General features: G+C 57.6%; 26 protein-coding genes and 3 pseudogenes. 11 read left to right on the forward strand and 18 right to left on the reverse strand.

All coding sequences use genetic code 11. The annotated features are described in order from the left end of the window. Window positions 1-18: 18 nt before the first annotated feature. Complete coding sequence (locus EO133_RS19650; protein ID WP_127074341.1) at window positions 19-1,776, forward strand: apiosidase-like domain-containing protein; 1,758 nt, start codon at window positions 19-21, stop codon at window positions 1,774-1,776. A gap of 127 nt (window positions 1,777-1,903) precedes the next feature. Here EO133_RS19650 and EO133_RS19655 read toward each other — a convergent pair whose 3' ends face one another. Continuing rightward, window positions 1,904-2,680, reverse strand: coding sequence for an RraA family protein (locus EO133_RS19655; RefSeq protein ID WP_127074342.1), 777 nt, complete (start codon window positions 2,678-2,680; stop codon window positions 1,904-1,906). A gap of 16 nt (window positions 2,681-2,696) precedes the next feature. Continuing rightward, window positions 2,697-3,206 carry an RpiB/LacA/LacB family sugar-phosphate isomerase gene (locus EO133_RS19660; protein WP_127074343.1) on the reverse strand — a complete coding sequence of 170 codons (510 nt, stop codon included), beginning with the start codon at window positions 3,204-3,206 and terminating at the stop codon, window positions 2,697-2,699. Between the two features lie 137 nt (window positions 3,207-3,343). On the opposite strand from EO133_RS19660, the gene EO133_RS19665 reads away from it, so the two are divergent. Beyond that, complete coding sequence (locus tag EO133_RS19665) at window positions 3,344-4,069, forward strand: FadR/GntR family transcriptional regulator (protein WP_127074344.1); 726 nt, start codon at window positions 3,344-3,346, stop codon at window positions 4,067-4,069. A gap of 117 nt (window positions 4,070-4,186) precedes the next feature. Here the strand turns inward: EO133_RS19665 and EO133_RS19670 are convergent. Further along, window positions 4,187-4,354, reverse strand: a pseudogene (locus EO133_RS19670) (aldehyde dehydrogenase family protein); the annotation flags it as partial. Window positions 4,355-4,365: 11 nt separating this feature from the next. Then, a pseudogene (locus tag EO133_RS19675) lies at window positions 4,366-4,884 on the reverse strand (iron-containing alcohol dehydrogenase); the annotation flags it as partial. A gap of 54 nt (window positions 4,885-4,938) precedes the next feature. On the opposite strand from EO133_RS19675, the gene EO133_RS20720 reads away from it, so the two are divergent. The 3 genes from EO133_RS20720 to EO133_RS19685 are packed head-to-tail and all read left to right on the forward strand — an operon-like array spanning window position 4,939 to window position 6,005. Continuing rightward, window positions 4,939-5,181 (forward strand): GntR family transcriptional regulator, encoded by a 243-nt coding sequence (locus tag EO133_RS20720; protein WP_280516122.1) that lies wholly within the window; start codon window positions 4,939-4,941, stop codon window positions 5,179-5,181. A gap of 3 nt (window positions 5,182-5,184) precedes the next feature. Further along, window positions 5,185-5,718 (forward strand): GntR family transcriptional regulator, encoded by a 534-nt coding sequence (locus tag EO133_RS19680; RefSeq protein WP_206513554.1) that lies wholly within the window; start codon window positions 5,185-5,187, stop codon window positions 5,716-5,718. Then, window positions 5,718-6,005 carry a hypothetical protein gene (locus tag EO133_RS19685; protein WP_127074345.1) on the forward strand — a complete coding sequence of 96 codons (288 nt, stop codon included), beginning with the start codon at window positions 5,718-5,720 and terminating at the stop codon, window positions 6,003-6,005. Before EO133_RS19680 ends, EO133_RS19685 begins: the two co-directional genes overlap by 1 nt. A gap of 262 nt (window positions 6,006-6,267) precedes the next feature. Here the strand turns inward: EO133_RS19685 and EO133_RS20665 are convergent. The 5 genes and pseudogenes from EO133_RS20665 to EO133_RS19705 form a co-directional block, all read right to left on the reverse strand. After that, window positions 6,268-6,594, reverse strand: a pseudogene (locus EO133_RS20665) (EamA/RhaT family transporter); the annotation flags it as partial. 283 nt (window positions 6,595-6,877) lie between these two features. Next, window positions 6,878-7,111 (reverse strand): hypothetical protein, encoded by a 234-nt coding sequence (locus tag EO133_RS19695; protein WP_127074346.1) that lies wholly within the window; start codon window positions 7,109-7,111, stop codon window positions 6,878-6,880. Window positions 7,112-7,129: 18 nt separating this feature from the next. Continuing rightward, window positions 7,130-7,291 (reverse strand): hypothetical protein, encoded by a 162-nt coding sequence (locus tag EO133_RS20370; protein ID WP_164735110.1) that lies wholly within the window; start codon window positions 7,289-7,291, stop codon window positions 7,130-7,132. A 106-nt stretch (window positions 7,292-7,397) separates the two neighbouring features. Continuing rightward, on the reverse strand, window positions 7,398-8,510 hold the full coding sequence (locus EO133_RS19700; RefSeq protein WP_127074347.1) for an epoxide hydrolase family protein: 1,113 nt from the start codon (window positions 8,508-8,510) through the stop codon (window positions 7,398-7,400). A 136-nt stretch (window positions 8,511-8,646) separates the two neighbouring features. Continuing rightward, complete coding sequence (locus EO133_RS19705) at window positions 8,647-9,345, reverse strand: helix-turn-helix transcriptional regulator (RefSeq protein ID WP_127074348.1); 699 nt, start codon at window positions 9,343-9,345, stop codon at window positions 8,647-8,649. Between the two features lie 143 nt (window positions 9,346-9,488). Between EO133_RS19705 and EO133_RS19710 the strand changes: the two genes are divergently transcribed. Then, window positions 9,489-10,220 carry a tetratricopeptide repeat protein gene (locus EO133_RS19710; protein WP_127074349.1) on the forward strand — a complete coding sequence of 244 codons (732 nt, stop codon included), beginning with the start codon at window positions 9,489-9,491 and terminating at the stop codon, window positions 10,218-10,220. Window positions 10,221-10,249: 29 nt separating this feature from the next. Then, on the forward strand, window positions 10,250-11,707 hold the full coding sequence (gene der, locus EO133_RS19715) for a ribosome biogenesis GTPase Der (RefSeq protein ID WP_127074350.1): 1,458 nt from the start codon (window positions 10,250-10,252) through the stop codon (window positions 11,705-11,707). A gap of 266 nt (window positions 11,708-11,973) precedes the next feature. On the opposite strand, the gene EO133_RS19720 is transcribed toward der, so the two are convergent. The 9 genes from EO133_RS19720 to rpsF all read right to left on the reverse strand — a co-directional run bounded on the left by EO133_RS19720 (window position 11,974) and on the right by rpsF (window position 20,845). Next, window positions 11,974-12,705 carry an SDR family NAD(P)-dependent oxidoreductase gene (locus tag EO133_RS19720; protein ID WP_127074351.1) on the reverse strand — a complete coding sequence of 244 codons (732 nt, stop codon included), beginning with the start codon at window positions 12,703-12,705 and terminating at the stop codon, window positions 11,974-11,976. A 2-nt stretch (window positions 12,706-12,707) separates the two neighbouring features. After that, window positions 12,708-14,189 (reverse strand): amidophosphoribosyltransferase, encoded by a 1,482-nt coding sequence (gene purF / locus EO133_RS19725; protein ID WP_127074415.1) that lies wholly within the window; start codon window positions 14,187-14,189, stop codon window positions 12,708-12,710. 116 nt (window positions 14,190-14,305) lie between these two features. Continuing rightward, complete coding sequence (locus tag EO133_RS19730) at window positions 14,306-14,920, reverse strand: CvpA family protein (RefSeq protein WP_127074352.1); 615 nt, start codon at window positions 14,918-14,920, stop codon at window positions 14,306-14,308. Window positions 14,921-15,089: 169 nt separating this feature from the next. Continuing rightward, complete coding sequence (gene radA, locus EO133_RS19735) at window positions 15,090-16,478, reverse strand: DNA repair protein RadA (protein WP_127074353.1); 1,389 nt, start codon at window positions 16,476-16,478, stop codon at window positions 15,090-15,092. Between the two features lie 84 nt (window positions 16,479-16,562). Further along, a complete protein-coding gene (gene alr, locus EO133_RS19740; protein ID WP_127074354.1) occupies window positions 16,563-17,699 on the reverse strand; it encodes an alanine racemase in 1,137 nt (378 codons plus the stop codon). A 115-nt stretch (window positions 17,700-17,814) separates the two neighbouring features. Next, window positions 17,815-19,305, reverse strand: coding sequence for a replicative DNA helicase (locus EO133_RS19745; RefSeq protein WP_127074355.1), 1,491 nt, complete (start codon window positions 19,303-19,305; stop codon window positions 17,815-17,817). 198 nt (window positions 19,306-19,503) lie between these two features. After that, entirely contained in the window at window positions 19,504-20,106 is a 603-nt protein-coding gene (gene rplI, locus EO133_RS19750; RefSeq protein ID WP_127074356.1) for a 50S ribosomal protein L9, read from the reverse strand. Window positions 20,107-20,197: 91 nt separating this feature from the next. After that, window positions 20,198-20,452: a 30S ribosomal protein S18 gene (gene rpsR / locus EO133_RS19755; protein ID WP_127074357.1), complete on the reverse strand. Its 255-nt coding sequence runs from the start codon at window positions 20,450-20,452 to the stop codon at window positions 20,198-20,200. 18 nt (window positions 20,453-20,470) lie between these two features. Continuing rightward, window positions 20,471-20,845: a 30S ribosomal protein S6 gene (gene rpsF, locus EO133_RS19760; RefSeq protein ID WP_127074358.1), complete on the reverse strand. Its 375-nt coding sequence runs from the start codon at window positions 20,843-20,845 to the stop codon at window positions 20,471-20,473. A 480-nt stretch (window positions 20,846-21,325) separates the two neighbouring features. On the opposite strand from rpsF, the gene fabD reads away from it, so the two are divergent. The 4 genes from fabD (at window position 21,326) to fabF (ending at window position 24,807) form a co-directional block, all read left to right on the forward strand. Continuing rightward, window positions 21,326-22,267: an ACP S-malonyltransferase gene (gene fabD / locus EO133_RS19765; protein ID WP_127074359.1), complete on the forward strand. Its 942-nt coding sequence runs from the start codon at window positions 21,326-21,328 to the stop codon at window positions 22,265-22,267. A gap of 75 nt (window positions 22,268-22,342) precedes the next feature. Then, on the forward strand, window positions 22,343-23,080 hold the full coding sequence (gene fabG / locus EO133_RS19770) for a 3-oxoacyl-[acyl-carrier-protein] reductase (RefSeq protein ID WP_127074360.1): 738 nt from the start codon (window positions 22,343-22,345) through the stop codon (window positions 23,078-23,080). 212 nt (window positions 23,081-23,292) lie between these two features. Beyond that, window positions 23,293-23,529 (forward strand): acyl carrier protein, encoded by a 237-nt coding sequence (locus tag EO133_RS19775; protein WP_127074361.1) that lies wholly within the window; start codon window positions 23,293-23,295, stop codon window positions 23,527-23,529. Window positions 23,530-23,544: 15 nt separating this feature from the next. Then, entirely contained in the window at window positions 23,545-24,807 is a 1,263-nt protein-coding gene (gene fabF, locus EO133_RS19780; RefSeq protein WP_127074416.1) for a beta-ketoacyl-ACP synthase II, read from the forward strand. The last annotated feature ends 41 nt before the right edge of the window (window positions 24,808-24,848 follow it).

Here is a 24,848-nt window from a genome sequence, read left to right on the forward strand (position 1 = left end):
TGCGATGGGAGGACAATTGTGACGGACAGGCAAGCGCCGATAAGGGTCTGGAGCAAGCTTGACCTTGCCTTTACCGCCGAAACCGACTTTGACAACGCCTATGCTGACGCACTGGTCTGGGTGGATCTGGAGGGCCCCGGCTTTTCCAAACGCGTCTACGGCTTTTGGGATGGCGGGCGGTCTTTTATCGTGCGGGTTTTGGCAGCAGCGCCGGGCGAATGGCGCTGGACAAGCGGCAGTACGCCCCACGATGCGGGCCTATCAGGCAAGTCGGGGCGCTTCACGGCCGAAGCCTGGAGCGCCGATGAGCTTGATGCCAATCCCAACCGCAGGGGCATGATCGGTGCAACGCCGGATGGCCGCGGCCTGCAATATGCTGACGGCACGCCATATTTTCTCTTGGGCGACACCTGGTGGTCCCTGCCCAGTTTCCGGTTTCCTTTGGGCCAGGGCAACGGCTTGCCCGACCAGTTGGGGCCGCACTCAACGCTCAACGATTATGTTGCCCTTCGCAAGGCGCAGGGATTCAACTGCATCGGCCTTATCGCTGCACAGCCGGCATGGGCCAATGACGGCCACCCCAACAGCCTGCAGATGGAAGACGGGACCTGGGTTCGCGCCGCATGGAAGCAGCCCGGCACCCAGTCAGCAAAGGATATGCACAACGAGGGCGGGCGGCCATTCCAGTTCCCTGGCAAGGTGCCGGGATTTGAAGATGTGTTTCCCGACATGGACCGCATAAACCCTGACTATTACAGTGAACTGGATCGCAAGATCGACTTCCTGAACGACCAGGGCATGGTGCCCTTCATCGAAATCTCAAGGCGCGACGCCGGCCAGTGCTGGAAAAAATTCCATGATTGGCCGGAATCTTACGCCCGCTATGTGCACTATATGGTGGCGCGATACGGCGCCAACATCACCCTGTTCAGCCCTATTCATTATGACTATTTCGAGCAGACCATTCCCGCCAAGGATTACAACGCGCCCATCAATCTGGCCATCGGGCGTTATGGCAAGCCGCCTTTCGGCACGTTGCTGACGGCCAATCCCAACCCCTCGACGCTGGTCAATTTCGGGCCAGACAGTTGGGTGGACCTGCATCAATCGGGCAATGTGCGCGAGCACTATACCTACTGGTATCTGACGGAAATGTTTCAGGCCGAGCGCAAGCCCGCCATCAATGGCGAGCCCTATTATGCTGGTCTGCACCAATTGGGCCAGCCCTATGCCTTGAGGGTGTCGCCCGATAGCGAGGATGATCGCATTTATGTCCGGTCGGGACTGTACGGGAGCTTTTTGTCGGGGGGCCTGGCCGGCTTCATCTATGGTGCCGAAGGCATCTGGCAGTCCGATGTCGAGCCTGAATCTCTTTACAAGATGTGGGACAGTTTTGGCTGGGAATCGGCCAATCAGGTCCAACACCTGAGAACGTTTGCCACCGTTCTTGGCCAACGCTATCTCGAACTGGTTCCTGACGCCGAACTCCTGGTCCCCAACAAGACTGGACCGGGCTTTGCCTACAAGGGCTGGAGCTATTGCGCGCGCACCGAGGACCGATCGTGGTTCATGCTCTATTTCGAGGCCGACGCGCCGCTGGAGGCCAGCTTGCGCGGCGTTTCGGTGGGCGCCAGATACCGCCCGCGCTTCTTTGATCCCCGGACAGGCGCCTGGGGAGAACCGGGCGACATCGTGACGGTGGCGCGCAGCTCAGTACTTGGCCTGCCGCAGCGCCCTGACAGTCAGGATTGGGGCATGATGCTCGAGCGCGTCTGATATCTTTTCGTTTCCTCCCCAGGCAAGGCGCTGAACCGAAAGGTTTGGCGCTTTGTTTGTTTGCCCAAAAAAAGTGAGGCGCCAAAAGGCGCCTCTGAATCATTGAGTGTTTGGAAGACGTCTTGGACTACCCCTTGCCGAGCCGCTTCATGAAATCCTCGCGATTCTTCTTGTAGGGATGCGGCGGCATGTCGGGGAACATCGACTGGGTCGATTCATCGGGGTCAATGCCGAGCGCCTCGAACAGCATGGCGCGATCGTAGCGGTCGTTCTCGCTCTCTTGCTTGGCGTAGTAGATAACATCATCGATCACGTCCTGCGGCACAACGATGGCGCCGTCCCCATCGGCTACCACCAGGTCGCCCGGAAGCACGGTAGCGCCTCCGATTTCAACGACGGAATTGGGCTCGCCGAACTCGACACGGCCCTGATACATGGGCTGAACCACCCAGCGATGCCAGCAGGGCATGGCCTTTTGGTACAATTGCTCGTCGGTATCGCGCGCGCCGCCATTTGTCAGCACACCCTTAACGCCCCGCGCGGCCCAGACCATCGAATCCATTGACCCGATGGCCGGCGTCTTCTGGCCCATTGTATCAATGACAAGGAAGTCGCCTTCGCCCACCTGCTCGCGGAAATCGCCCATGTCCCAGAGCTGGCGATACCAATATTCATACGCCCATTTGGTGTAGTCCTCAGGCGAGAGCTCCGGCACGCGCTGCCGGGTGGGGATATGACGATAGGTCTGGGCGAAACCGGCTGCCTTTGTGCGGTACAGGGGCCGGATTTCCGGGTCGACCGTGCCGATGTGGTGTAGTCCCATCCAGTCCATGCCGTCACGGATGTCGGTCACCCGAAGTTTGGCGACCGTTTCGAGAATCTGCTTGCGTTTGTTTTTGTCCATCGGGACTTCCCTGGGTTCAGTTGTTATCTTGCGCTCCGCGCGCCCGGTCCATTTCAGCCAGTTTCTCGACGCGTCTGCGGAATTGGGGTTCGGTGCTGAATTGAGCGGCGAGAAAGGCGCGGATGACGTCTGCGGCGATCTGCGGGCCAATAATCCAGGCCCCGATGCACAGGACGTTCACGTCGTCATGCTCGACGCATTGTCGGGCGACATAGGTGTCGTGCGCGACAGCCGCCCGTATCCTGGCGATCTTATTGGCCGCAATGCAGGCGCCCGCACCCGTGCCACACACTAGGACGACCCGTGCGACCTTTCCAGACAGGATCAGATCGATCGCGGCGCGGGTGACGTCAGGAAAGTCAACGGGATCTTCCGATGTCGCACCCAGCGCGATGACCTCGTCACAATGCTCGGCCAGCAGTTCCCGGACAAAGGCCTTCATCGGAAACCCTGCATGATCACAAGCGATGCCTATGGCGTTGCGTCGTGGAATGTCGAGACCTCTGGCGACAAGTGTCTCAGCCATGGCGTCCTCCTCAGTTTGTTCAAGAGCTCTTACCGTGGTATTACCACTTTGGCAATCGCAACTTTCCGCAGTTATGCAGCGGCTTGACAAGGTGGCTGCTTGCCAACAGTAGGTAAAACCTGTTTTTGGAGCGGAACATGGACTCAGCGCTGACACGGCAGGGCGATGCCGAAGCCAAAGGCTATGACAAAGTCTTTGCCTTCGTGCGCCAGCAGTTGATCTCCGGCCAGATGAAGGCCGGGGACCGGCTGGTGCCTGAGCGCGAACTGGCCACCCGCCTGGGCGTGGGCCGACCGGTGATTCGAGAGGTCCTGCGCGCCTTGGCTGCCATTGGCGTCATAGAGATCCGTCACGGGTATGGCAGTGTGGTGCGCCGGCCTGACTTTGCCGAGTTGGGCGACCTTTTTACAATGATGCTCGCCCAGCAGGACGAAGTCGTGGAGGATGTCATGGAGGCCCGCATCGCCATTGAACGGCAGGCCATTCGCCTTGCATGCGCGCGCGCGACGTCGGCGGATCTTGCTGCTTTGGGAGAGGCGTTGCGTCGCGTCGAGAAAACAGTCAATGACCCGCAGGCTGGAGGCGAGGCCGACTTTGCATTTCACGCGGCCCTGATCGCCGCTGCCCATTCGCCTACGCTCGCCAGTCTGCACGCCGCCATCGCGGTGCTTCTCAAACGCTCTCATTTCGAGCGCCGCAAGCGGATTACCAGGCTATCGGATATCGATACATATCTTATCGAGCATCACCGCGAACTGCTGGCCGCAGTAGTCGCGCGCGACGCGGATACCGCTGACCGGTTGCTGGTGCAGCATTTCCAGATCGGCTCGGATTATCAGCGCCGCGCCGCCACAGAGCAGTAGGGGCACTGGACCGCGTCAGCGCTTCATTGAATCGCTGGCACGATCTAACCTTTTGTTTTGTCGCAAGTCGTTCCGGAAAACCGGTTCCTACTTTTCCGGACTTGCTCTCGCCAAGCATTACGGGCTGACAGCGATGTATTTGGTCTCGCAGAACTCGAGTATGCCGTCGTGGGCACCTTCGCGCCCCAGGCCACTCTGCTTTGTGCGACCAAACGGCGCTGCAGGGTCTGACGCCAGCCCCCGGTTGAGTCCCACCATGCCGCATTCGATCTTTTCTGAAACGCGCGGACCGCACGCGTCAGCTCGGGATCGCAAATAGAGATATGGGGAATAAGGTACAGGCTGGCAATGCCCACCTTTACTGCCCGATCCTTGTCCGAAACGACGGCCACCGGCGTCACCTCCGAACCAGTCCCGGCGGTCGTAGGCAAGCAGATCAGCGGCAGGACCGGGCAGGGCACCTTGAACTCACCGTAATAGTCGGAAAACTCGCCGCCGTGCGTGAGCAGCAGCGCAATGATCTTGGCCGCATCCATGCAACTACCGCCACCGATGCCGATAACTAGGTAGGCATTGGCGGCCCGACCCATTTCGACACCGTCGGCAATGCATTCGGTCGGCAGTTCAGGCATGACACCGGTAAAGACCGATACCGAGACACCTGAGGCCTGAAGCTGATCGCCCGCCATTCTTTCGTCCGTCACAACCAGTGCTCGCTTTCCCAGTGAACTGGCAAAGTCTGGCAAGGCTGTTCTTTGCCCCGCCCCGAACACAAGATTGCGCGAGGCCCTCACCGCGCTGCACTCCAGTTCCATCACATTATTCTCCCTTGAACCCGGCATCTGCTGCCAATTGCTCCATGTCTGCCCATACCCGTTCGGCAAGAGGAATACCCTCTCGTAGCCGCGCGTCGCGACAGGCCCACCTCGCTCGCCGAGGAGGTCTATTCAAGGCTCTACGATCAGTTGATGACTCATGCCATCGCGCCACGAGACCGTCTCTCGGTGGACAGCCTCGCGCGGACACTTAACGTTTCCCAAACACCTATCCGCGAGGCTCTGGTGCGGCTCGAAGCACAGGGCCTAGTGGTCAAAATCCATCCGGTGGGCTAGCGCGTGGCCGAGCGTATCGCGCGAGACCGGCTCGACCAGATCTATGAATTACGTCTGCTGACCGAGCCACGCCTTGCCGCGCTGGCGGCCAATAACATCAGTGACAACGATCGTGACGAGTTGGTTAGCATCGCAGCTGAAATGTTGTCTGAAATCTCGCCACAAATGCCAGAGGCCTATGCGCGCTTTTCCCGGCTCGACGAAGCCTTTCACCGCAAGATAGCCACCTTGAGCGGCAACCAGGTGATCGCCGATGCCCTTGCTGACCTACATATACATGTCCACCTGTTCCGATTATCCCAGCCGCAAACCGCAATTTCGGATGCTATCCTCGAGCACCGGCGGCTGGTGAAAGCTATTACCGAGCACGATGCAAAGGCTGCCGAGAAGGCAATGGAGGAACACATCCTACTCTCAAGAAGTCGGTTCATAGAAGGAGGGGCAATCTCAGATTTTTGGCCACGAAGGCAAAAAAACGAAGAGTCTCATGTAAAGAGATGTCATGAATCTGACGCAGGGTCACAAACAGATCCGTAATGGCCGGGTTCGATAGTTCTTTTCCTGATGGCAAAAAACCGCCGATCGCCCCCGATCGCGTCACAACCATCGGTCGCGACGGCAGTCTCACGAGCAGCTTGCGGCTGGACGAGCCGACTGAAACGGCAATCCAAAAACCAGTTCTACTCCAACATGAAATTAGAAGACTTACCGGCTGTCCACAAGCTTACGATTGCCTTGTTCCAGCGCGAAAAGCTAATCCTGATTCCGCTTTTTCCATGAACATCGTAGCCCAGTGGCCGCTTACGGCGATTGCCAGCCATTGAGCCGTAACCACCAGACCGCCCCCCCAACAGGGGTCATCTTGACCGCGCCAGGAAACGACAGCTTTTAGGAAGAGGCCGATATTGGCTGTGTGGCTGCAATTGGAGCGCAAAGCGGACAGGCAGACCAGGGGTGACTTTCGGGCGCCTGTCGGCAGGCGGAACTCTTCAGGTTTGCGGTCCGACTGTCTTTGGGAGTGATAAATATTTATCCGGACTTGCCTTTGCGATCGCCTTTGCCACACGCGGCCGAGGTTGAAGAGGTTCAAGTGAAGCGTTTTGCTCCGGCAACACATGCAACAACGATTGCGGTGCATATGATCATTGTCCAGGCGATGGACGCGTCCAGTAAGATTGCTGCCAGCAGGAACTCAAAGAAGAACTGGAGAAGTTGCAGCAGCCGACCTTGGCAATGCTGCCGAGAGCAAGGCCCCGATACCAGAAGATCGAGCCTGCCAACATTCTGAAGATTGAAACATCAACGATGCTAAATGCCTCAGGCTGGCAGGGTCAGGATGCTCATGATCGGCAGTGACAGGATGAGGGCCCAAGAGATTACTTGCCCACCACCAAGACGTCGGGAAAGCGTGGCGAGGATCGACGCGGGTGTATTGATTTTGCCGGCTTTGAGGTACTTTATCGGGGTGCTAAATTCGACGCCTGCCGTCTATGCCCTACCGCGAAACGACCGATAGATCCCGATAGTTCACAGAATTTTTTGCTGTCCTGACGTTCCAAAAACCCTAGCAAAATCAAAATGCTAACTTTTTGACGGGCCCGCTCACGGTGTTGGGAACCGAAAAGGAAATGTTCTGTAGGAAAATCAATTCCTTAGGACGGGAAAATAATGGAGTGGGAGTGAGGATCGTTCGGCTCTAGGCGCGGTCTCGTAGGGTTGTCTCGCCGGAATGGTTCGCGCAGTGGGCACAGCAAAAGATGCTGTCGCCTTCTTCCACCCCGTGGCCGATAACCCGGCAACCACAGTGGGCGCAGCGCGGCGCCAGTTTCTCGATGGCGCATTCAAAGCTGTCGAATATAAAAGTATCTCCTGCCATCGCGACCTCGAACGTCTTGTCGTAGTCGTTGCCACAAACATCGCATTTAGCCATTGTCATCTCCTCGTTGATTTATCTCCCGCCCAAAAAGGGTACAAGCAGCCCGGCGAGAACGAACAGCACGAGCCCGGCAATGAAGATTATGCGGCTCCATTTGTGCCGCAGTATGATTTCGCCCTGCCGCGCCTTGTCGATCGAATAAGGCTCGGGTTCGTCTTGTTTAGGATCTGCCATAGCTGCACTCCCATTTCTGAGAAGGAAACGGTCGTACCCGGTTCGGCGTTCCAAAATGCGCGAAAGCCGCCCCAGGCGGGCGGCTCTTTGCAGCCTGTGAAGCGTTTCAGGCAAGTGTAGAGAAGAAGGTGCGGATGTCGTCTGCAAGTAATTGCGGCGCGTCCAGCGCAGCAAAATGGCCGCCGCATTCCATTTCGGTCCAATGAACGATGTTGTTGGCCCGCTCGGCAAAGCTTCTGACCGAACGGAAATCCTCAGGGAACACGGCAACGCCCGTTGGCACTGAATTGAATTCCTCACGATAGCCCGCGCCGGTTTGGGCATCCTCAAAATAGATGTTGGTGGCCGATGCGCCGGTATTGGTGAACCAGAAAATCGCAACGGATGTGATGTAACGATGACGGTCGACACGCGCGGCACGCTCACCCTCGAAGCCGAAATAGAGTTCTGCATTCCAGCTCAAAAGTCCAATAGGGGAGTCCGCCAGCCCATATCCGAGGGTCAGGGGGCGCTTTTGCTGCGCGTCGTTGTATGACGCGTACTTGCCAAAGTTCTCCAGGATCGCAAATCCACCCATCTCGAACGGAGTAAGTTTTTCCAACTCGCCTTCGGCACCCGTGGGAAAGGCGAAAATCTGTTGCAGATGAATACCGACAACGCCGTCTGGCGCGAGAATTCCAAGTTCGCGACCGATAGCGGCCCCCACGTCACCGCCCTGATAGCCGTAACGGTCGTACCCCAGTTTCCGCATCAGGCTGTCAAAGGCCTTGGCAATGCGTGCGCTATCCCAGCCTGGCTCCGTAACCGGTCCGGAAAATCCGAAGCCAGGTATGGACGGAATAACCAGATCGAAGGCCTGACCGCTTTCAGGCTCGGTTAGCGGGCCAATCAGATCGGTATATTCAAACGGGGTGGATGGCCAGCCATGCACCAGCAATAAGGGCAGGGCGTCGTTACGAGTCGATTTGATGTGTAAAAAATGGATGGTCTGACCGTCAATCTCGGCGACGAATTGCGGAAACCGGTTGAGGTCCGCCTCGACCGCTCGCCAATCGAAATCATTTTCCCACTGACTTGCAAGTGACTTTATTAGATCGAGAGACTGGCCCCGCTCATAGGCCGTCGATGGCATGTCGGGCCAGCGCGCCATCGCGAGCCGTTCCTTAAGGTCGGCAATTTGGGCGTCCGAAATCGAAATAGAAAAGGGGGTGATCGTCATGGCTCCGTCCTTTTTTATTCAGGGCAGAACCGCACGTCCTGCCGCGGAAAAACACAGTGAACCATGTGCCTGACAATCCATGTCAGCAGCGACTTTGGGTGTTGATGGCAATTGGTAGAGCGCGGAAATAAGTTAGCTATCGATGCTGATCGTGGCGCGGGCGCCATTGATCGAACCATTGCTTGGCGAGAACAGCGCGCCGCTGTCCGTATCGCGTGTCCACCATTTCAGCCGCTTCTATCCGTTCGGTTCTGAAATGCCGGAAGTCGTCGCGTAGGGTACACCAGGCGGCAACAATCTGTTTGTTCTCATAATAGGCAAGTTGCACCGGCCAGATTTCGCGCGACGATGATCGCCCCTTCTCGTCGGAATAATCGATGCGCAAGGCCTTTTCATTGCGCATGGCTTGCCGCACAAGTCCCAGCAGGGGCAGGGGGGCGGTATCGCTCCAAACCCGCACTGGCCAAAGTCCGGTGTCGGAAATTCTATCACGCAAATCATCTGGCGAGGCCGTTGCAATCTTGCCAAGCGCGTTCATGGCGGCATCGGAAAGGTCGGTGTCAGGCTGTGACTGCACCCAGCGCGCCCCAAGGACCAACGCCTCCAGTTCTTCAGGCGAAAACATCAGAGGGGGCAGAAAAAAGCCGGGGCGGAGCAAATAGCCTATGCCCGCTTCGCCATCAATCGGCGCTCCAAGACCGATCAGGGTCTGGATATCGCGATAAAGCGTTCTGACCGAAACATTCTGCTCTTCTGCAAGCTGTGCAGCGGTAACCGGATGCCGGTGGCGGCGCAGCGCATCCATGATTGCAAAAAGGCGTTCGGTCTTGTCCATGCAGCAATGTTTGGCAAGCCTTGGCCATCAATGCAATTGGTGATTTTTCCAGAGGGGCAAAACCCCTGCTTTCAATTGCATTTGGTGCCCTGTGCCACTATGGTCCGGCGCAATTTGAATGTTTCTATAGCCAAGGCATACCGATGAGTGATGACTCCTTTCTTCGTGAAGTCGAGGAAGAACTGCGCAGTGACAAGCTGAAGGCCTTTTGGCGGCGCTATGCGCCTTTCATAATTGGCGGCGCGGTGCTGATCGTTCTGGTGGTTGCCGGCAACGAAACGTGGAAGTGGTGGCGGGCATCGACCGCCGCCAATGCTTCCGACCAGTACTATGCCGCCATCGAAATGGCTGAACGCGGCGACCTGCAGGGCGCGCAAGCCGCTCTCAACGAAATTGCCCAGAGTGGACCAGGCGGCTATGCCATTCTGGCCCAGTTCCGCGCAGCGGGTGTTCTTGCTGAAATGGGGGACTATGATGCGGCGATCTCGGCCTATGATGCTCTTTCGTCTTCGCTCAATGAACCGCGCCTGCGCGAATTGGCGCTGATTATGGGGGCCTATCTGGCTGTCGATCATCTGGACGAGGCCGCGGTGCAGGCGCGCGCAGGATCTATGACAGGCGAAGGAGACCCCATGCGCAACCACGCGCGCGAAGCGCTCGGCCTTGCTGCTTATCGCGCAGGAGACTTCGAAGCAGCACGCGCCAATTTCGAGTTGATCGCTGCCGATTTCAACGCACCGCAGGATATGCAGACGCGAGCCTATGTCTATCTTGAACAGCTTGCGTCTGCCGGTGTCGACATTTCCGAACCGGTGTTTGACGCGCCCGCGACCGATCTCGACATGGATGCAATGACCGAGTTACTCACCGAGTAGTAATCTCAAATTCAGCAAGGACTGGCGCGATGAGCGTAACTGTAGCCGTTGTCGGTCGTCCCAATGTCGGCAAATCGACCCTATTTAACCGCCTTGTAGGGCGGAAAATTGCCATTGTTGATGACACGCCGGGCGTAACGCGCGATCGTCGCGAGGGGCAGGGGCGGATTGGCGATCTCTATTTCACGCTTGTCGATACGGCCGGCTATGAAGACGCCAACGATGACAGTCTCGAAGCGCGCATGCGCAAGCAGACCGAGATGGCCATCGCTGAGGCCGATGTCATATTGTTCATGATCGACGCCCGGGCAGGCGTAACGCCCACTGACGAGCACTTTGCGCGGCTCCTGCGTCGTGCCAACAAGGACATACACCTCATCGCCAACAAGGCCGAGGGCAGGGCCGCCGATCCCGGCCTGATAGAGGCCTTCGCGCTTGGCTTTGGTGAAGCGATTCCGCTTTCTGCCGAACATGGGCTCGGCCTTGCCGATCTCTATACGGTGATTTCGCAAGCTGTCGACCGGATTGAAGCTGAAAAGGCACGCGCGGCAGAAGAAGCATTCGACTACGACATGGTGCAAAAACCAGCCGTTGATGTCGATGTGAACGAAGAGGAAGGCGAGGACCTTGAAGGCGATACGGCCCCTATGCGCTGGGACCCAAATCGCTATCTCAACGTCGCGATAGTTGGGCGCCCCAATGCCGGAAAATCCACGCTTATCAACCGCATGGTCGGCCATGATCGGTTACTGACCGGGCCCGAGGCTGGTATCACACGCGATTCCATCATGGTGCCCTGGGAGTGGGAAGGCCGGGTTATCAATCTGGTCGACACCGCCGGTATCCGCCGCAAGGCCCGTGTGCAACACAAACTCGAAAAGCTTTCAGTGGGCGATTCCCTGCGATCGATCCAATATGCTGAGGTCGTCGTGCTGCTGCTCGATGCGACGGTGCCCTTTGAAAAGCAGGATCTTGCGCTTGCCGACCTCGTGGAGCGCGAAGGCCGCGCCATGGTGATTGCGATCAACAAATGGGATCTGATTGAGGACAAGAACGCCAAGATACTGGAACTGCGCGAGGCCTGCGAACGCCTGTTGCCGCAGTTGCGCGGTGTCCCGCTGGTAACATTGTCGGGGCTGCAGGGCCGCAATATCGACAAGCTGATGAAGGCGATTTTCGATATCGAGCGGGTCTGGAACGTCAAGATCAGAACGGCTAAACTTAACCGTTGGCTGTCGGCTATGATCGAACATCATCCACCCCCGGCAGTATCCGGGCGCCGGCTCAAGCTGCGCTACATGACTCAGGCCAAGACACGGCCGCCGAGCTTTATCATCTTTGCCTCGCGCCCCGACGCGCTGCCCAAGGCCTATCAGCGCTATATCGTTAACGGCATCAGGCAGGATTTCAATCTGCCCGGAACGCCGATCCGGCTCTGGATACGTGGCGGCAAGAATCCTTATGTCAAGGATGACGATGGGCGGTAATGCCAAGGCATCTGGTGAAGAGGCTGTCGGCAGATGCCGCGGCATTCACGCCGGAACCGCCTCAGGCACACGCTTGTAAAGAGAAATGGTCGGCGGAGCCGCATTCAGTTGGTCAACAGCGGAGCCTCGCTGCAGCCTTATCCTCTGCGCCATGAAGGCGCTCCGCTCTTGAGCGGGATTTACATCGTCGATGGAATCGAAAATGCTGCCGCACAGCCTCTCGTCAAAGGCGGCGATGGCCGTCCGTTGTCCGCAGTTATAGACGGCTACAGTGGCCTTTCGCCCTTGAAGACGTCGATCAACATTCCAGTCTTGACGTAGCTGGGCGATACAAGATCGACAATCTTTGGCGCGATTTCGTCCGGGGTTGGCAAGGTTGCAGGATCTTCGCCGGGCATGGCCTTGGCCCGCATCGCGGTACGGACCTGGCCGGGATAAAAGATATTGGCTTTGACGCTGGTAATCGCCATTTCCCCAGCATAGCTCTTGATCATTGCATCAAGCGCGGCTTTTGAGGAGGCGTATAGGCCCCAATACGGCTTTGCCGATTGCGCGGCACCGGACGAAATAAAAACCGCGCGTCCTGCGTCGGACTGGCGCAGCAATAGATCGGTCGAGCGCAGCAAGCGATAGTTGGCTGTCACGTTGACCGCAAAAACATTCGCAAATTCCTTCGGTGCGATATGGGGCAGGGGCGAAAGCACGCCCAAAAGGCCCGCATTGCCAATCAATCCGTCAAGCTGACCCCAGCGCTCGAAAATCGCGGCGCCGAGCCGGTCGATTGCATCGCCGTCTGTCAGATCGAGCGGCACGAGAGTGGTCGAAGAACCAAGCGCCTGAATCTCATCGTCGAGTTCTTCAAGACCACCTACAGTACGGGCGACGGCAACGATATGAGCGCCCCGGGCAGCGGCATTTTTGGCGGCTGCGTAGCCCAAGCCGCGTGATGCGCCAGTGACCAGAACGACGCGTCCGGCCAGGTCTTGAAGTTCAGACATATTTATACGGCTTCTCTCAGCATTGAGATCTTCTTGGGTTCGTTCTTGTCACGACCCTTGAGATCGGTGAGCGGCGTGGGATAGTCGCCAGTGAAATAGTGATCGGTGAACTGGGGCGCCTTGGGGTCGCGCTTTTCCCCACCAACGGCCATATAGAGCCCGTCAATGGACAGAAACGCAAGCGAATCCGCGCCGATATAGGCACACATGTCTTCCAACGATTTATACTGGTTCGCCAGAAGCTTCTCCGGATCGGGAGTATCAATACCGTAATAGTCGGAATGGAAGATCATGGGGCTGGCAACGCGGATATGGACTTCCTTGGCGCCCGCATCGCGGATCATCTGTACGATCTTCAGTGAGGTCGTGCCGCGCACAATCGAATCATCGACAAGAATGACTCGCTTGCCTGCGATCTCCGCCCGATTGGCGGAATGCTTGAGCTTTACGCCCAGCGCCCTGATCGACTGGGTCGGCTCAATGAACGTGCGGCCCACATAGTGATTGCGGATAATGCCGTATTCAAACGGGATGCCCGACTGCTGGGCATAGCCCAGCGCGGCAGGTGTGCCGCCGTCGGGAACCGGAACCACCACATCGGCTTCAACCAGCGCTTCCTTGGCCAGATTAATGCCCATCTTCTTGCGCGCTGTATAAATCGACCGTCCCGCGACAACCGAATCCGGGCGTGCGAAATAAACATATTCAAACAGACATACCCGTTCGCGCTTGGCCTTGAACGGCTTGTAAGATTCGATTGAGATCGAGCCGTCCTTCTGGATCTCGCAGACAATGACTTCCCCGTTCTCGACATCGCGTACGAACGAGGCCCCGATAATGTCTAGCGCGCAGGTCTCGGATGCGAAGATTGGCTTGCCATCGAGATCGCCCAGAACAAGAGGACGGATGCCATTGGGGTCGCGAGCGCCGATCAGCTTGGTTCGCGTCACCGCGACCATTGCATACGCGCCTTCAATTGCCCCCAGTGCATCGATGAAACGCTCGGCCGAACCGGTGCGCTGCGAGCGGGCGATAAGATGCAGAACGACTTCCGTGTCGGACGTCGACTGACAGATCGCGCCTTGGGAAATAAGGCGTTTGCGCAAGGCAAGCCCATTGGTGAGATTGCCGTTATGCGCGATTGCGATGCCGCCCACTTCCAGTTCGGCAAAAAGCGGTTGAACGTTCCGTAGCACCGTTTCACCGGTTGTCGAATAGCGAACGTGTCCCATCGCCATGTGGCCCGGAAGCCGGCCTAGTGTGCCCGCGTCGGTAAAGTGATCGCCGACCAACCCCATATGCCGTTCCGAATGAAACTGCGTCCCGTCGAAAGAAACGATGCCTGCGGCTTCCTGTCCACGATGCTGGAGCGCGTGCAGACCCAACGCTGTGAGCGCCGCGGCATCGTCATGGCCCAAAATGCCAAACACGCCGCACTCCTCGCGCAGCGTGTCGCCATCAAGTTCAAGCTGGAGTCCACTCAAGTGGTCAGGTGTCGTCGCCAACAGTATTCACCCTAGTGCGAGGACCAAAATATCTGCCGGGGGATTACGCCCCCAGCGCGCTCAAGTCAATAATCGCACGCCCAAATCCGTCAATCTCATAACTCGGTGATCGACCCTTCGGGCGCTGGGGCCGGTGCATCCATTTCTGGCACGCCATCTTCTGGAGCCATGCTGTCAGTGGGTATGCTTTCGTCGAGCGGCCCGCCGCGCTGGAGAATGTCATTGACCTGCTCTTCGAGGCTCTCGGGCAACAGGCCAATAAGGCCATCGCCAAAGGATTCGAGTGCAGGAAGGCTTTGCGCCTGCGCCGCCCAATCGGGAAGGTTCTCGCCCAAAAGCCATTTGCCGAATACCACGACGACGACGGCGATCAGGATACCGCGTAAGGCGCCAAACACAAAGCCGAGCGTGCGGTCGAGGGGCCCAAGCTTGCTGTCGGTGATCCAGTCGCCGATCCGCATCGTGAGCAGGTGCAGGATAATAAGGGCAACGAGAAAGCTGACAACACCAGTTGCGATATCCGCCCAGAGGTCCGGGGTAATATACTGGCGGGCAATATCGGGATGATTGAGATACATATAGACCGCAAACGCGGCCGAGCCGGCCCAAGTCGCCAGCGATAGAACTTCGCGGGTCAAACCGCGCGCCGTCGCAAGTAGCGCTGAAACCAGAACCAGAATTCCGACAGCGATGTCGAATGCAGTCAGCATAGGCGAAGTCTCCACCAAACCGGAAGCGATGTCGCAAAAGGCCGTGCCAATTGTTCTTTGACAGCGCGGTACTCAACTAATACCGGGGCGGCAAAATTGTAAATCCGTTCCCCAACGCGCCCCGTTTAGCGGCTAAATGTGACAAAGCCAAGCACTTGCTTAGGCTTTGTTAAGATTCACTAACAGTTTGTCCCGTTGCGGCGATACGGCCAACAAGCTCGGCCAGCGCGCCAAACTCGTGAATATCAACCCCGTCGGTTCGGTCCCCATTGGCCAGCCGCGCGGTATGGACCGATCCGAAGCCCAACTTGGTCGCCTCGCGGATACGGAGGTTGCCATGCACGACGGGACGCACGCCGCCTGACAGACTTACCTCCCCGAAATACACGGCATCCGCGGGCAGCGGTGAATTTGTAAGCGAGGAAATAAGAGCCGCCGCGACCGCAAGATCCGCTGCCGGTTCTGCCACTTTCAGCCCACCCGCGACATTGAGGTAAATATCGTTGGCGCCGATCCTCACCCCGCATCGGGTTTCAAGGACGGCCAGCACCATGGACAAACGCGATGAATCCCAGCCGACAACGGCGCGGCGCGGTGTGCCGAGCGGGGAAGGGGCCACCAGCGCTTGAATTTCAACAAGCACGGGCCGGGTCCCTTCAACACCGGCAAAAACGGCAGAGCCCGCGGCGCCGGAATCGCGCTGATCGAGAAACAGGGCGGAGGGATTAGGCACTTCTCGCAAGCCCGAACCGGCCATCTCGAAAACGCCGATTTCGTCGGTTGCGCCGTAACGGTTCTTGACCCCCCGCAGAATGCGGTAGGTCAATGAAGTATCGCCTTCGAAATAGAGCACCGCATCGACCATGTGCTCGACAACACGCGGCCCGGCGATCTGTCCGTCCTTGGTCACATGCCCCACAAGGACAACTGCGGAGCCGGATTTCTTGGCAAACCGTGTCAATGCCTGAGCGGAAGTGCGCACCTGCGTTACCGTGCCAGGCGCGGAATCGATCCGTTCAGTCCAGCAGGTCTGGATAGAGTCGATAATAACCAGATCAGGCGCTTTGCCTTTTTCTATCGTGGCCAGGATTGTTTCGACGTGGGTTTCACTTGCTAACTCGACTGGCGCATCGGCGACGCCCAGCCGGGCTGCACGTAATCGCACTTGCCCTATCGCTTCTTCGCCGGAGATATAAATGACACGCTTGCCTTGCCGGGCGAGCGCAGCGGCGGCCTGTAACAGCAGCGTCGATTTACCGATCCCCGGATCGCCACCGACAAGAATGGCCGATCCCATGACGAAACCGCCACCAAGTACGCGGTCAAGTTCACCGTTGCGGCTGACGACGCGAATTGCATCCTCGCTCTCGCCCGAGAGCGAAACGAGTTCTGCCGGTCGACCGGAAGCCTTCGCGGCCTTGGGGCCGGCGCCAACGCCGCTGGAAGCTGCTTCCTCGACAATCGAGTTCCATTCGCCGCAAGCTTCGCAGCGGCCAGCCCAGCGTGGCGTTACATTGCCGCAGGACTGGCAGACAAAGGTCGATTTAAGTTTGGCCAAGGCGAATTCCGTAAGCGAATCTGGAGTTCTGCTACCCTAACAGGGCCGACACTTTACGGCAAGAACGTAACGTGAACAAGTCGGTCAGTCGACCTCAATACCCTCTGGTACGTTAACATAGCGGCGCGGAAACCGGCCGTTGAGCGTTGTGAGTATTTCATAGCCGATCGTGCGTGCCGCATCGCCAATATCGTCGATCGCTATATTCGGCCCCACGATTTCCACCAGATCACCGGGCTGCACAAGGCCCGGAACGTCGGTGATGTCGATTGCGGTCATGTCCATGGAAACCCGGCCAAGAACGGGGACAACAGTGCCATTGACCGCAACGCGCCCGCCTTGCTGCCCACCGATGCCCGAAAGCGCGCGGAAATATCCATCGGCATAACCCAGCGCCATAATGGCAAGCCGGGAATCGCGTCGTAGCCGATAGGCGGCGCCATAACCCACTGTTTCCCCAATTCTGGCTTCCTTGATCTGCAGGATCGGAACCTGCATGGAAAAGACCGGTGCCATCGGGTTGGGGCGGCCATTGATGGCCTTGCCGCCATAAACGGCGATGCCGGGACGCACCATATGGTAGTGGTAGTCCTTGGAAGCCATGAGCCCGGCGGAATTGGCGAGTGAAGCTGGAGTGTCGGGAAACCGGTTCAGGATACCCTGAAACAATCCGTTCTGCTTGCGCGTCATTTCGTGCGTTGGTTGGTCGGCGCAGGCGAGATGACTCATGATCATCTGTGGTTGGAAGCCTGATTGATCCAGCTCACGCTTCACGAGGTCGGCCTCCTGCATACGGAAACCAACGCGGTTGAAGCCGGTATCAAAGTGTAGGGCCGCCGGGGTCGCTTCGCCGCGATTGAGGCAAAAGTCCAGCCATTCGGTTAGTTGGCTCATGGACGCCAGAACCGGCATCAGATTATGTGCAGCGTAGTCGGCGGCAGTCCGGGGTACCAGTCCATCGAGCACGAAAATAAAGGCACCGGGCACAGCCTTGCGCAGCAAAACGCCTTCATCTGGCGTCGCCACAAAGAAAAAGCGTGCGCCGGCATGATAGAGCGTGCGGCCTACAGTTTTGATACCTGTTCCGTAAGCATCGCCTTTGACGACGGCAGCCGTGAGCGCTTTGCCTGAAACTTTGTCGAGCGCCTGCCAGTTGCGGACGAGGGCTCCAAGGTCGATCTCGATCCCTCCGCCCAGAATGGTGGTCTGTTGTTCGCTCATTTCGCCCCAGAATCATTGCTGCATTATTGGTGCAGCTTATGGCCCGATTGTGCAACCTATGTGCCATCCACCAGCAGGCCGTGCCAATGGTTTTGTTTAACGAGCGGCCTGCGCCCTATTCAAACCGCTCCGGGAGATAATCCTCGCGTGCGAGATTGGAGAACCGCGTGAGGTTCGCTTCAAAGTGCAACTGCACCGTACCTGTTGGGCCGTGACGCTGCTTGGCGATAATCACTTCGGCGCGGCCGTGGATTTTTTCCATCTCGGCCTGCCATTCAAGGTGCTCCTGCGTGCCTTCCTTGGGTTCCTTGTTGCCGAGGTAATATTCCTCGCGATAGACAAAGAGCACCACGTCCGCGTCCTGTTCGATCGAACCCGATTCACGAAGGTCGGCAAGTTGAGGATGCTTGTCTTCGCGGTTTTCGACCTGACGGGAAAGCTGGGATAGCGCGATAATCGGCACTTCGAGTTCCTTGGCCAGCGCCTTGAGCGTGGTGGTGATTTCCGTCAGTTCCTGAACACGATTTTCGCCAGCCTTTTTCGATCCCGAGAGGAGCTGCAGATAGTCAACGATCAGCAGATCGAGTCCTTTCTGGCGCTTTAGGCGCCGAGCACGTGCAGCAAGCTGGGCAATCGAAATACCACCAGTGTCATCGATATAGAGCGGCACCTGCGCCATGAGGTTGGAGGTGTCCACCAGCTTGGCATACTGGCTCTCATGAATATTGCCGCGACGGATATCGGAGGAAGAGATTTCAGCTTGCTCGGCCAGAATACGAGTCGCGAGCTGTTCGGCACTCATTTCAAGTGAGAAAAACCCGACGACGCCCCCATTTATGGTTTTCATGTGCCCGTCGGGCGCTGGTTCGGCCTGATACGCTTTGGCGACCGAAAAAGCGATGTTGGTTGCAAGCGAGGTCTTACCCATGGCGGGGCGGGCAGCAAGGATGATCAAGTCCGACCGCTGCAAGCCGCCCATCAGCCGGTCGAGATCGGTCAAGCCCGTTGCAGTTCCAGATAGCGAACCGTCACGGCTATAGGCTTCACCTGCCATGTTGATCGCTTCGATCAGAGCCTGATTGAAGCCCTGAAAGCCGCCATCGTAACGCCCTTTTTCCGCGAGATCGAAAAGACGCTTTTCCGCTTCCTCGATTTGCTTGTTAGCGGAAGCGTCCACATCGGCGCTGTAGGCGGATTCGACGACCTCTTCGCCGATAAGGATCAAGCTGCGACGGATCGCCAGATCGTAGATTGCTTGGCCGTAGTCTGCAGCGTTGAGAACCGTTGTCGCTTCTGCCGCCAGTCGCGCAAGATACTGCGCCATGGTAACGCCTTCGCCCAACTCATCCTGCAGATAGGTCTTGGCGGTAATCGGTGTCGCGGTCTTGCCGGTACGAATGATCTTGCCGCAAACCTCGTAGATTTCGCGATGGATCGGTTCGTAAAAGTGATCTGGCTCCAGGAAGTCCGAAACCCGATAAAACGCTTCGTTGTTGACGAGAATCGCGCCGAGCAGCGCTTGCTCTGCCTCAATATTATGCGGGGCCAGCCGAAACTTCTGGTCAGGTTCAGATTGCTGGGGCGCAAGACGCCTTACCGCTTCCATCGCACTCTCTTGGAATTTCAAGTCACACTCTCTTAACCATTGGCCGGTGCCATCGAGCAAGAGAATCAATCGCTGCTTTTACGGTAACACGATTGCATTGTTAACTCCGGGCATAAGTCGATCACGCCGGTGACAAACAAGAAAAGCCGGGCGATGAAGCCCGGCTTTTCTGATTCGCTTTGCGATGCGCAGAATGCCTTAAGCGGTCTGCTCTTCTTCTTCGCTTGCAGCTTCTTCGGCAGGAGCGGCTTCGTCTTCGTCCTCTTCGACACCTGCAAGGGAAACGAAGGGCTCTTCTTCGTCGTTGTAATCCTTGCGGGTGAGATCTTCGCCGGCAGCCTGGCGTTCGGCTTCGTCAGCCGAACGGGCGACGTTGACCATGACCGATACCGAAACTTCCGCGTGAAGGTTCAGGGCAACCTGGTGCAGACCAACGGTCTTGATTGGCGCTGTCAGGTCCACCTGATTGCGTTCGAGAGTGGCGCCGTCAGCGATCAGGGCGTCTGCGATGTCACGGGCAGAAACCGAGCCGTAAAGCTGTCCGGTTTCGCCAGCCTGGCGAACCATGACAATGGTCTTGCCATTGAGTGCGCTGGCGCTCTTTTCAGCTTCCGAACGGCGTTCTGCGTTGCGGGCTTCGATTGCCTGACGCTGGCCCTCGAACTTTGTCCGGTTAGCATCCGATGCGCGAAGCGCCTTGCCCTGGGGCAGGAGGAAGTTGCGGGCATAGCCGTCTTTTACGGTGACTTCATCGCCAATGGTGCCGAGACGGCCCACGCGCTCCAGAAGGATAACTTTCATCTGTTTTCTCCAATGCTGTCCCATCCGGGATATGGATGGTTAGAGCGCCCGAACCCATTTCGGGCGCCCAGCTTCGTCGGAAAGACCCGACTTATTTTACCGCGTAGGGCAGAAGGCCCAGGAAGCGGGCGCGCTTGATGGCGCGAGCCAACTCACGCTGCTTCTTTGCCGATACGGCAGTGATGCGCGAGGGAACGATCTTGCCACGTTCGGAAACGTAACGCTGCAGCAGGCGAACATCCTTGTAATCGATGGTCGGTGCATTGGCGCCTGAAAACGGGCAGGTCTTGCGGCGACGCTGGAACGGACGGCGCGCCTGGGCAGTGGTCAAATCACGAATAGCCATTAATCAAGCACTCCTAAATTAGAACCGGCGCGGACCGCGCGGGCGATCGCCACCACGGTCGGGGCGTTCGTCGCGCTTCTGCATCATGACCGAAGGGCCTTCCTCGTGGGTGTCCACGCGGATGGTCATGAAGCGCAGAACGTCTTCATTGATGCGCATCTGGCGTTCCATTTCGGCAACGGCGGCAGCCGGAGCGTCAATGTTAAGCAGCATGTAGTGCGCTTTGCGGTTCTTGTTGATCCGGTAAGAGAGCGACTTGACGCCCCAATATTCGGAGTTTGCAACCTTGCCGCCATTTTCGGCCAGAAGGTCGGTATAGGTCTTGGTCAGGTCTTCAACCTGCTGTGCGGAAACGTCCTGCCGCGACAGAAAAATATGCTCGTAAAGGGGCATAGAGTGCCTTTCTAAAGCGTTGCTTCAATGTGCATCGCTGGCGCGGAGCCTCTTTGAAGCCTCGAGAAAGGCGATCAAAGGTTCATCTAAAGAGCGGGAACACGGGAGGCCAGACCTTCAATCTCTACCGGTCATATTTCGCACTGGCAAAGCCAATACAAAACCCTCCGTTCAGCCCCCGGCCGAACGAATGCAGGGGTGATCTATAGCGCGGCGGGCCCAAATGCAAGGTTTTTGTTGGGTAGTCGCTGGCGTTTGTCCGTGCGCGTCCTCCCAGAGAGTAGCAGTATCTTTTTAAACCAACGAGATTGAATGGCTTTCATCGATCTGCCCTTTCCTGTTCTCGATTGTCCGGTTCGACTTGACTTGTCATCCATTTGAGGGCACCTGCCGCGCAATTTGCCGGCGGTGCTTGCAAGCAACCGGCATGGCGCAATACCGTTGCATCATTGGGAAGCAGAAAAAGGTCAAAGAGGGCAAATGAGCAAACCGGCATTTACCTTTCCCGGACAGGGAAGTCAGGCTGTTGGCATGGGCCGTGATCTGGCTGACGCCTATCCGCAGGCCCGCGCGGTCTTTGAAGAAGTCGATGATGCCCTGGGCGTTTCACTGTCCTCCATCATGTTTGAGGGCCCCGAGGATACGCTGCGGCTGACGGAAAATGCCCAGCCCGCGCTCATGGCAACGTCTATGGCTGTGGTTCGCGTCCTCGAAGCTAACGGGATCAATGTGGCCGAGGCAGCCAGCTATGTGGCTGGGCACTCGCTCGGCGAATATTCGGCCCTTTGTGCCGCCGGGACCTTTTCACTCTCCGATGCTTCGCGGCTGCTGCAAATTCGTGGCCGCGCAATGCAACAGGCCGTGCCGGTTGGGCAGGGCGCCATGGCCGCTATCCTTGGTCTCGAATTTGATGATGTGGTTGCTATCGCAAAACAAGCGGAACAAGGCGAGGTTTGCGGCGTCGCCAACGACAATGCGCCGGGACAGGTCGTTGTTTCGGGCCATGCGGCAGCGGTCGAGCGCGCAATAGACCTGGCCAAGGTCAAGGGCGCCAAACGCGCACTGGCCCTGCCGGTCAGCGCGCCCTTCCATTGCGCGTTGATGGCACCCGCCGCCGAAGCGATGCAGGCTGCTCTGTCAGAAGTCGAAATGAAGGCGCCTGTTGTGCCTCTCGTTTCAAACGTGCTGGCGGCTCCGATCAGCGATCCCGATGAAATTCGCAAGCGGTTGATTGAACAGGTCACCGGAATGGTGCGTTGGACAGAAAGTGTGTCATGGCTGACCGGCGAGGGCGGTGTATCCGAACTCTATGAGTTGGGCACAGGCAAGGTGCTGACCGGCTTGGCCAGGCGCATCAACAAGGATGCTGCGGCAAGCGCCATTGGCACACCCGACGACATCGTGGCACTTCTGGCCCGCTAATTTTCATATTTCGCCCGCAAGCGCCCTTGTTGGTTTGCGCTGTCGGCGACACAATCCACCGAAAGGAACGGCAAAATGTTCGATCTCTCTGGTAAAAGGGCACTGGTAACCGGCGCCAGCGGCGGCATCGGTAGCGCCATTGCAAAGGCGCTCGCGGCGCAAGGCGCAACCGTCGCACTCAGCGGAACCCGCGTTGGGGCCCTCGAAGATGTCGCCAAGGAGATTTCCGGGCAGACCCATATTCTGCCCTGCAACCTTTCCGATCTCGATGCCGTGGAACGTCTGGTGCCGCAGGCCGAAGAGGTCATGGGTGGCGTCGATATTCTCATCAACAATGCCGGCATGACCCGCGACAATATCTTCATGCGCATGAAGGACGAGGAATGGGACGATGTTCTCAAGATCAACCTCACCGCACCCTTTCACCTTACCCGCTCGGCCATCAAAGGCATGATGAAGCGCCGCTTCGGCCGAGTTATTTCGATAAGTTCGGTCGTTGGCGTCGTCGGTAATCCGGGGCAGGCTAACTACGCAGCATCCAAGGCCGGGCTGGCCGGGATGAGCAAGTCGCTTGCTTATGAAGTCGCCAGCCGCGGCATCACGGTCAACACCATCGCGCCCGGCTTTATCGGCTCCGCCATGACCGATGAACTCAATGAAAAGCAGCGTGAAACGATTTTGCAGAAGGTTCCGGCCGGCCGGTTGGGCTCCGCAGAGGAAATCGCGGCCGCAACCGTATTTCTGGCAAGCGATGGAGCAGGCTACATCACTGGCCATACGCTCAACGTCAATGGTGGGATGGTTATGATCTAATCGTTAAAAAGGCTTGCACACTGCCGCATTGGCGATATGGTCATGAACAACAAAGTGTGATAATTGCCCCGGCACATTGTGGCCGGAAGGGGCGGGAAACCTAGCGGAGCCAATCCTTTTCACATTGCAATGTGGATCGTTTCTCTGATTCGGTTCCTTGCCAGAGCAATGCCTGTAACAAACATAGTTAGTCTGCAAAAAGGGAAGTCAATATGAGCGACATCGCAGATCGCGTCCGTAAGATCGTTGTGGAGCACCTGAACGTCGAAGCCGAAAAAGTCACCGAGAAGGCCAGCTTCATGGACGATCTGGGTGCAGATTCGCTCGATCAGGTCGAACTCGTGATGGCCTTTGAAGAAGAATTCGGCGTTGAAATTCCCGATGACGCAGCCGAGTCGATCCAGACCTTCGGCGATGCCGTTGCGTTCCTTTCCAAGGCGACCGAATAGTCATCTGATATGACCTTGCGCCGCGTTGTTGTAACCGGTCTCGGCATCGTAAGCCCTCTGGGCGTGGGACACGAGACCGTTTGGGCCAACATTCTGGCTTCAAAGAGTGGCGCTCAGCGCGTCACCGATTTCCAGGTAGACGATCTGCCATGTCAGATCGCCTGCCGTATCCCCATGGGCGATACATCGGAGGGAAAATTCAATCCCGACGACTGGATGGAAGCCAAAGAGCAGCGCAAGGTCGATCCGTTCATCGTATATGCGATGGCGGCAGCGACCCAGGCTCTCAGGGATTCTGGCTATGAAGCCAGGACTCTTGAGCAGCAGGAGCGCGCAGGCGTTCTGATCGGCTCCGGTATTGGTGGGATCGGTGGCATCTACGATGCCTCGATCGTGCTCAATGAAAAAGGGCCGCGCCGGATCAGCCCCTTCTTTATTCCCGGACGTCTTATCAATCTAGCCTCCGGTTATGTTTCCATCGAGCATGGCCTTAAGGGTCCCAACCATTCGGTCGTGACCGCCTGTTCGACCGGAGCGCATGCCATCGGCGACGCGGCGCGCTTGATTGCCCTCGACGATGCTGACGTAATGGTTGCCGGTGGCGCGGAATCTCCGGTTAACCGGCTTTCGCTTGCAGGCTTTGCGGCCTGCCGCGCGCTCTCGACCGGCTTCAACGACGCGCCGGAAAAGGGCTCCCGGCCGTATGATAAAGACCGCGATGGCTTCGTCATGGGCGAGGGTGCCGGCGTTGTCATTCTCGAAGAATACGAGCACGCCAAGGCACGTGGCGCGCATATTTACGGCGAAGTTATAGGCTACGGGCTATCTGGCGATGCTCATCACATCACTGCACCAGCCGAAGATGGCAATGGCGGTTTTCGTTCCATGTCGGCAGCGATCAAGCGGGCAGGAATTGCGCCGGCTGAAATCGACTATATCAATGCCCACGGCACTTCCACGCCGCTTGGCGACGAGATTGAACTTGGCGCGGTGACACGGCTTTTAGGCGACGCAGCTTCCAATGCGGTGATGAGTTCCACAAAATCGGCAGTTGGCCATCTGCTGGGCGCCGCCGGTGCGGTTGAAGCCATCTTCTCGCTTCTGGCCATGCGCGACAATACCGCGCCGCCAACGATCAACCTCGACAATCCATCGGTGGAAACTGCGATCAATCTGGCTCCGCACAAGCCAGTTGCAAAGGAAATCAATGTTGCCTTGTCCAATTCGTTCGGATTTGGCGGGACGAACGCTTCGTTGATTTTTCGCAAGGTAAAGTGATCGGACTTTTGCGGAAAACTGGATGTTTCCCGCGAAAGCCT

Origin of the sequence: Pelagibacterium lentulum (assembly GCF_003992625.1) — a bacterium.
Classification (GTDB): Bacteria; Pseudomonadota; Alphaproteobacteria; order Rhizobiales; family Devosiaceae; genus Pelagibacterium; species Pelagibacterium lentulum.